Below are 7,048 nucleotides of genomic sequence, written 5' to 3'. Positions count from 1 at the left end.
CCCCTCACCATCCACAACTCCTCAACCAGAGTTGCTTCCACCCCTTGACCCCGCCCACAGATTTTGGGGCGAAACGTCAGGGACTATCGCTTAGGTGGCGAGAAGGGTGATCTTCGTGGCGAGGGTTTCGCGTTCCCTGGGGCTCGGGCAGAGGGTGTAGGCCTCCTCGAAGGCGGCACGGGCGGCGTCGGTGCGGCCGAGGCGACGGAGCAGTTCGCCGCGGACGCTGGGGAGCAGGTGACTGCCGCGCAGTTGGCCTTCGGCGGCCAGTGCCTCCACCAGTTCCAACGCTGCCGCGGGACCGGTCGCCATGGATAGCGCGACGGCGCGGTTCAGAGTGACGATCGGCGACGGTGCGATCCGCTCCAGCGCCTCGTAGAGCATCACGATCGTCGTCCAGTCGGTCTCGGCGACCGAGGCGGCACGCGCATGGCAGGCGGCGATCGCCGCCTGGAGCCCGTAGGGGCCGAGTCCCCGGCCCACGCGTTGGGCCCGGTCGAGCGCCGCCAGTCCGCGGCGGATCGCGGCGACGTCCCAACGGCGTCGATCCTGGTCCTCCAGCAGGATCGGCGCACCGTCCGCGGTGGTACGGGCGCCGAAGCGGGCGGCGGTGAGTTCGGTGAGGGCGAGCAGGCCCGCCGGTTCGGAGTCGTCCGGCGCGAGGCGGGCCACGATCCGGGCCAACCGGATCGCCTCGGCAGCGAGGTCGAACCGGATCAACGCCTCCCCGGTACTGGCCGAGGAGCCCTCGGTGAAGAGCAGGTAGATGACGCTCAGCACCTGGCGCAGCCGGTCGGCTCGTTCGTGCGCCTCGGGCAACTGGAAGGGGACGCGAGCGGCGGTCAGGGTCTTCTTGGCGCGGGTGATCCGAGCCTGGATGGTCGCGGTGGGGACCAGGAACGCCCGAGCGATCTCGTCGCTGGTCAGACCGCCGACGGTGCGCAGCGTCAGCGCCACCTGCGACTGGGGTGAGAGCATCGGGTGACAGGCGATGAAGATCAACCGGAGCAGGTCGTCCTCGACGTGGTCCGGATCGAGCAGGAGGTCGGCGTCGGTCTCATCGGCGCTCTGTTGGATCGCGAGCTCCGCGCCGAGCACCTGGTAGCGAGCGTTCCCGGCGGTGCGCCGACGGAAGGTGTCGACCGCCCGCCGTCGCCCGACCGTCAGCAACCAGCCCGCCGGATTGTCCGGGACGCCGTCGCGGGGCCAGGTGACCAGGGCTTCGGCGAACGCCTCCTGAGCGAGGTCCTCGGCGAGCGAGAAGTCGTTGACGGTGCGCGCCAGCGCGCCGACGATCCGTGCGGACTCGATCCGCCACACGGCCTCGACGGCGCGCCGACCTTCGTGCGGGTTGCTCACAGCTGGCCCACAGACTCCCGCCAGGCGCGCTCCTTCTGGATCCAGACGTTGTCCTGGGGGAACTCGTCGATGGTGGTGACCCGACGGATCTCGGTCTTCATGCCGGGCGCTGCTCCCGGCATCCGCTTGGCCCATGCCACCGCCTCCTCGATCGAGGCGACTTGGAGCAGGTAGAAGCCGCCGAACAGCTCCTTGGTCTCGCCGTAGGGGCCGTCGGTGACCAGCGGCGGCTGGCTGGAGTAGTCGACGACGACGCCGGAAGCCGGGTCGGGGTCGAGGCCCTCGGCGGCCAGCAGCACGCCGGCGTCGATCAGCTCGTCGTTGAAGCGCCCCATCGTCTCCAACATCGCATCCATGTCGAACTCTGCGGTGGCGAAGGCCTCTTGTGCCTCGTCGTTCATCCGCCAGATGAGCATGTACTTCATGGTGATCTCCTTGGTTGGCTGGGGCCCGCGCTTCGGACCCTCTCACCCATCAGTCGAACGGCGCACGCCCGGATCGACATGGGCCGGAGATTTTTTCAGAATTTCGTTGTGCCAGGCTGCGGATGGGTCATGGTGGAGCTGAGCTCGGGAGCGCCGGGCAGAGAATCGGGGAGGGCCGATGCGAGGAGCGGGTTGGTGGGCGACGGTCGCTACGTTGACCGTTGTGGGAGCGATGGGTGTGGCCGGATGCGGCAGCAAGGGTGACGACGAGCCCGACGCGAGTGGTTCCGACTCCAGAGCACGTGCTCTGGCCGGACGGACCCTCGTCGTGACGTCGGTGACCGACGGCGGCAAGCCGCATCCGCTGGTTCCGGACAGCGAGATCCGGCTCCGGTTCGAGGAGCGGACCGTGAGCGTCTCGGCGGGGTGCAACGCGATGAACGGTGGCTACCAGGTGGACGGCGACAAGCTCGTCGTCGGCGACCTGGCGATGACCCAGATGGGTTGCCCGGAACCGCTGATGGCGCAGGACGCCTGGCTCGCTGAGGTGTTGGCCGAGCCGCTGACGATCGGCGAGCAGGAGCTGCGCGGCGCCACCGTGGTCTTCGCTGTGGCGGATCGCGCGGACGTGTCGCCCGACGTCGAGCTGACCGCGGGACCCTGGCAGCTGGATTCGTTGATCGATGCCGACTCCGTCAGTTCCGTGGCGGCGGACGCCACGGTTTCGTACGACGGCGCCACGCTGAGCGTCGACACGGGTTGCAACACCGGCCGCGCGACGGCGTCGCGGGACGGCGATCTGCTCACCGTCGGACCGCTGATGTTGACCAAGATGGCCTGCCCCGATCCGGCCGGGCGCGAGGTGGAGAGCGCGATGCTCAAGGTGCTCGACGGTGCGGTCGAGGTGGAGATCGAGGAGAGGCGGCTCACCCTCTCGAATCCGGCCACGGGAAGCGGCCTGGGCTTCGTCGCCCAATGATTCGCTGCCCGCTGGTGCTGGGTGGGACACTGGTGGGGCTATGAGTGTGAACCCCAAGCCCCTTCCCCTGGTCTTCAACGAGCCGCGTGGACGCAAGAAGCCGCCGCCGCACCTGGCCGACCTCGACGAGGCCGGTCGTAAGCAGCTGCTGATCGATGCGGGGCTGCCCGGGTTCCGTGCCAAGCAACTGTCGAACCACTACTTCGCGAGGTTGACCGACGACCCCGCGGAGATGACCGACCTGCCGGCCACGCAGCGCGAGGAGCTGGTCAGCACGCTGCTGCCCGAGCTGATGACGCCGCTGCGGCGGTTGGAGGCCGACAAGGGCGCCACCGTGAAGACGCTGTGGAAGCTCTTCGACGGGGCCCTCGTCGAGTCGGTGCTGATGCGTTACAAGGACCGCACCACGATGTGTGTCTCCAGCCAGGCCGGTTGCGGCATGGCCTGCCCGTTCTGCGCGACCGGCCAGGGTGGCCTGCAGCGGAACATGTCGACCGCCGAGATCGTCGAGCAGGTGGTGGCCGGTGCCCGCGCGATGACCCGGGGCGAGGTCGCCGGCGGCGTCGGCCGGGTCTCGAATGTGGTCTTCATGGGTATGGGGGAGCCGCTGGCCAACTACAAGGCCGTGATCGGTGCCGTGCGCCGTCTGACGGACCCGGCTCCCGGTGGGCTGGGCATGTCGGCCCGGCACGTCACCGTCTCGACGGTCGGCCTGGTGCCGCGGATCAAGCAGTTGGCCGACGAAGGCATCCCGGTCACCCTCGCGCTCAGCCTGCACGCGCCCGACGACGAGCTCCGCAACGAGCTGGTGCCGATCAACACCCGGTTCTCTGTCGCCGAGACTGTGGACGCCGCTCACGAGTACTTCGCGAAGACCGGCCGCCGGGTCTCGGTCGAGTACGCGATGATGCGCGGCATCAACGACCAGGCACACCGTGCCGACCTGCTGGCCGACGTGCTCAACGAGCGCGGCCGCGGCTGGGTGCACGTGAACCTGATCCCGCTCAACCCGACACCGGGATCCAAGTGGACGGCGTCCGACCCGGCTGACGAACGCGAGTTCGTCCGTCGTCTGGAGGCCAAGGGCATCTCCACCACGGTGCGCGACACCCGCGGCAGCGACATCGACGGTGCCTGCGGCCAGCTCGCCGCCCTTCCTGGCGACGCCTGAGGCAGCAGCCTCAGTTGCGGTTGAGGCCGAACTGTCGCGTCAGCAGGGCGCGTTTGTAGGCCGCCTCGGCGGCGTCCAGTTCCGTGCTAGGGACGCTGGGGCCGAAGACGCGCAGGATGCTGAACTGCAGGTGCCGGCGGTGGTCCGCGTCGAGGGCTAGCTCCTTGAGGGCGACGTTTCCGCCGTGGGCGTCCTTCGCGTACTGGCTCCACCGTCCGAGGAGGCGTTCGGCGCCGTCGGCCTTTCCGACGTAGAGCTTGCCGTCGAGCCGGTCCGCGATCAGGTAGATGCCTTGCACCGAGCCGAGGGCGGTCCGCCAGGCGGCATAGCGGGAGTCCGCGACCACGGCCTGCAGCTCACCGTAGGAGAGCAGCACGTTGTCGAAGCCGGGGAAGGGGACGACCTCGGGATCGGCGATCTCGACGACCGGGAAGATGGAGGCGCTCTCCCCGGTCTTCGCCCAGTTGACGGCGTCCCTCGACCATTCGACGACCAGCCGGTCGGCGAGTGCGGAGAGTGCTGCGCTGGGACGTAGGTCGAAGTAGCGCAGGTCCTCGGTCCGTTCCGCGACCAGTTCGCCGTGGTTCTCGTAGGCGACGAGATACCGGGACCGTCGCTTCCCGTCCGCCATGAAACAGAGCCACAGCGGCCGCGGGATCTTGCCGAGTTTGTGGTTCGGACCCACGCCCTGTGCCCGGGTGTAGGCGAGGAGGTTCTCCTCGGTGAGGTCGGCGTCGTTCTGGAGCCCATCGGCGGTGTACGTGTGCCGGATGACCACGACGTCGCGGGGATCGATCCCCGCAGCGGCCAGCAGGTGCCCGAAGGTGAGGTCACCCGTGAACGAGGTCGAGGTCGGCATGCGACGCACTGTAACGGCCGGCGACGCCGCGCCGTTCCACTCTCCGCACCGTCAGCGGCGCGGCGGGCATGATGAGGGCATGCCACGCATCCTTTCGAGCCTGCGATGAGTGCGTCACGTCGGCAAGCGGCCGCTGCGGGCCTCACCCCCGATGAGGTCCGGGCACACCTCAAGGAACGGATCTACGGGGCGTTCGCCTGCCTGACCACGCTGCTGCTGTTGACCCGGCACCCCGGGCACGGCACCACCACCGACGCGTGGACCGCGGCGTTCGACGTCGCGTTGGCACTGCTCGGCCTCTGGGCGGCGAGTCTGGTCGCCGAGGTACTGGCGCACCTGGCCAGCCACGGCGCGGGGCTGAGCCGACGTGACTGGGCCCAGATGGCCGGTGCCACCTGGCAGATCGTGAGCGCCGGTGTTGTGCCGATCTTCCTTCTGGTCCTGGCGGCAGTAGGCCTCGTGGAGTTCAGCCTTGCGCTCGGGATGGGCGTCGCCGCGGTGATCGTCAGCCTCGGGCTCTTCGTCTACCTCGCCGTCCGGCGGACGCCGATCCCCACCTGGCAGCGGGTCCTGTTGATGGTCCTGCTGATGGGCGTAGCCGCGCTGGTCGTCCTTCTGAAGGCGATCGCGCACTGACCGCTACAGACTCTCCGACTCCCGCACCGTGACGCCGGGGGCCGCCGTCACCGCGCTGTCCACCAACGCGCGGGCGACCCGGTCGACGTGGACCGGGCGATAGCGGCGGGGGATCAGGCCGCGGACGGCGCGGCTGGCCTCCGCCAGATGGTCGCCGAGGTTGGCGGGGCGGGTCCGCACGCCGCCGACCAGTCCGGAGGGTCGGATCACGGTGAGTGAGTCGAAGCCGATGGCGCGTAGTTCGCGCTCCGTCTCACCCTTCACCCGGAGGTAGAAGTTGCGGGAGTTCGGGTCTGCACCGACCGAGGTGACCACCGCGTAGGAGGTGGCCCCCGCGGCATGGGTATAGCCGGCGATGGCGACCGGAACATCGTGGTCGATCTCCCGGAATCCGGCCGCGGAACCAGCGATGGAGCGGGTGGTGCCGATCGCGCAGGCCACGGCGTCGACCTGCCAGACGTCGTCGATAGGGTCGAGCGCGGAGAAGTCGAGTACCCGGTTGTCGAGCTTGTCGCGTGGCTCCAGCGGACGCCGGGTGGGCGCGACCACGCGGGTCACCCGCGGGTCCTCGAGTGCGGCTTCGATCGCCCGGGCGCCGACGGCCCCGGTGGCGCCGAGGATCATCAAGATGGTCACGGGCGCAGGCTACGCCGTCCGGTGGTACCCGGCCATCAGGTTGGTCCTTGCCGCCGGCCGGAATACCAGAGGGGCAACCTCAGCAGGGCGAGAGTCGGAGACTAAGACGCGACGGCCTCGGCAGCACGGTCTTACTGTCGGAGGCACATGTTGGACTGATCTCATGATCGAGATCGACGCCCGGCACGTTCCGTATGAGGTCACTGACCTCGATGCGGGTTGGCTGCTTGCGGTGATCTCCGAGAGCCACGAAACCTCGCTGGTACTGGCGCGCCGACAGTTGCGGCTTGCTCACCAGTGGTGCGTGCTCAACCCGGTGATTGAGGGCGGGTCGGCGGCTTCCTGGTCGGACGACCCGGCGTTGGCGTCCCTGGAGTTGGACGATGTGCTGGGTGGCGCTGGGACGCCGGCGGTGGCGGCTTTCGCGGCTGAGGAGTTTGCGGTCGCCGCGAACCTCACCCTGCAGGGTGCGATGAGCCTGCTCGCGGATGCGTTGGATCTGCACCACCGGCTCCCGCGGGTGTGGGCGAAGGTCGAACTGTTGGAAGTGCCGGGTTGGAAGGCTCGCCGGGTTGCGGAGCTGACCAGGAAACTCTCCGCTGAAGCCGCTGCCTGGTTCGACACTCAGCTCGCTGCCGGTGAACGGTACGGCTGGCCGACCATCGAACGGATGCTGGCGATGGCGGTCGCGAAGTTCCATCCCGAGTTGGTCCGCGACAAAACCGGGCCGCTCTCCAAGGCCGACTGGGATGTGACGCTCACTCATAAGCACGGCCCGGAAGGCACCGCGTCGGGTACCTCCAGGCTCGATGTGGTGGGTGACTCGCTCGACCTGGCCCGGTTCCATGACCGGGTCTGCGAAGAGGCCGAGAAGCTGCGTCGTGCTGGGGATGTGGACACGCTCGGGCAGCGGAAGGCGAAGGCACTCGGCTCGATCGCGGAGGCGCAGGACACCCTCGACTTGGGAGGTCTCGACAAGCTCG

Annotated in this window: 7 protein-coding genes and 1 pseudogene; 4 read left to right on the top strand and 4 right to left on the bottom strand. The window is 68.9% G+C overall.

The features are described 5' to 3' along the window. Positions 1 to 90: 90 nt before the first annotated feature. Positions 91 to 1,359, bottom strand: a complete 1,269-nt coding sequence (locus ACLM5J_RS20790) for an RNA polymerase sigma factor (RefSeq protein WP_413658592.1) — start codon at positions 1,357 to 1,359, stop codon at positions 91 to 93. Continuing rightward, positions 1,356 to 1,784 carry a YciI family protein gene (locus tag ACLM5J_RS20785; RefSeq protein WP_413658591.1) on the bottom strand — a complete coding sequence of 143 codons (429 nt, stop codon included), beginning with the start codon at positions 1,782 to 1,784 and terminating at the stop codon, positions 1,356 to 1,358. Before ACLM5J_RS20785 ends, ACLM5J_RS20790 begins: the two co-directional genes overlap by 4 nt. Before the next feature lie 223 nt (positions 1,785 to 2,007). Here ACLM5J_RS20785 and ACLM5J_RS20780 point away from each other — a divergent pair, with 223 nt between their 5' ends. Both ACLM5J_RS20780 and rlmN read left to right on the top strand, forming a co-directional pair. Then, on the top strand, positions 2,008 to 2,763 hold the full coding sequence (locus ACLM5J_RS20780) for an META domain-containing protein (RefSeq protein ID WP_413658593.1): 756 nt from the start codon (positions 2,008 to 2,010) through the stop codon (positions 2,761 to 2,763). A gap of 40 nt (positions 2,764 to 2,803) precedes the next feature. Next, positions 2,804 to 3,934, top strand: coding sequence for a 23S rRNA (adenine(2503)-C(2))-methyltransferase RlmN (gene rlmN, locus ACLM5J_RS20775; protein ID WP_413658590.1), 1,131 nt, complete (start codon positions 2,804 to 2,806; stop codon positions 3,932 to 3,934). A gap of 10 nt (positions 3,935 to 3,944) precedes the next feature. Here the strand turns inward: rlmN and ACLM5J_RS20770 are convergent, their stop codons facing one another. Then, positions 3,945 to 4,793, bottom strand: a complete 849-nt coding sequence (locus tag ACLM5J_RS20770) for a GIY-YIG nuclease family protein (protein ID WP_413658589.1) — start codon at positions 4,791 to 4,793, stop codon at positions 3,945 to 3,947. A 105-nt stretch (positions 4,794 to 4,898) separates the two neighbouring features. Here ACLM5J_RS20770 and ACLM5J_RS20765 point away from each other — a divergent pair, with 105 nt between their 5' ends. Then, positions 4,899 to 5,429, top strand: coding sequence for a hypothetical protein (locus ACLM5J_RS20765; protein ID WP_413658588.1), 531 nt, complete (start codon positions 4,899 to 4,901; stop codon positions 5,427 to 5,429). 3 nt (positions 5,430 to 5,432) lie between these two features. Here the strand turns inward: ACLM5J_RS20765 and ACLM5J_RS20760 are convergent, their stop codons facing one another. Continuing rightward, positions 5,433 to 6,065, bottom strand: a complete 633-nt coding sequence (locus tag ACLM5J_RS20760; protein ID WP_413658587.1) for an NAD(P)H-binding protein — start codon at positions 6,063 to 6,065, stop codon at positions 5,433 to 5,435. Positions 6,066 to 6,228: 163 nt separating this feature from the next. Here ACLM5J_RS20760 and ACLM5J_RS20755 point away from each other — a divergent pair. After that, positions 6,229 to 7,048: pseudogene (locus ACLM5J_RS20755) on the top strand (hypothetical protein); the annotation flags it as partial.

It is taken from the genome of Nocardioides sp. Bht2 (assembly GCF_047308515.1).
In the GTDB taxonomy this organism is placed as follows: domain Bacteria; phylum Actinomycetota; class Actinomycetes; order Propionibacteriales; family Nocardioidaceae; genus Nocardioides.
The sequence above is the reverse complement of the archived record's forward strand: the minus strand, read 5'-3'. Positions and strand labels throughout refer to the sequence as shown.

Coding starts and splice junctions, on each gene's coding strand:
- ACLM5J_RS20785 (WP_413658591.1), bottom strand. CDS start 1,784: ATGAAGTACATGCTCATCTGGCGGATGAACGACGAGGCACAAGAGGCC.
- rlmN (WP_413658590.1), top strand. CDS start 2,804: ATGAGTGTGAACCCCAAGCCCCTTCCCCTGGTCTTCAACGAGCCGCGT.
- ACLM5J_RS20770 (WP_413658589.1), bottom strand. CDS start 4,793: ATGCCGACCTCGACCTCGTTCACGGGTGACCTCACCTTCGGGCACCTG.
- ACLM5J_RS20765 (WP_413658588.1), top strand. CDS start 4,899: ATGAGTGCGTCACGTCGGCAAGCGGCCGCTGCGGGCCTCACCCCCGAT.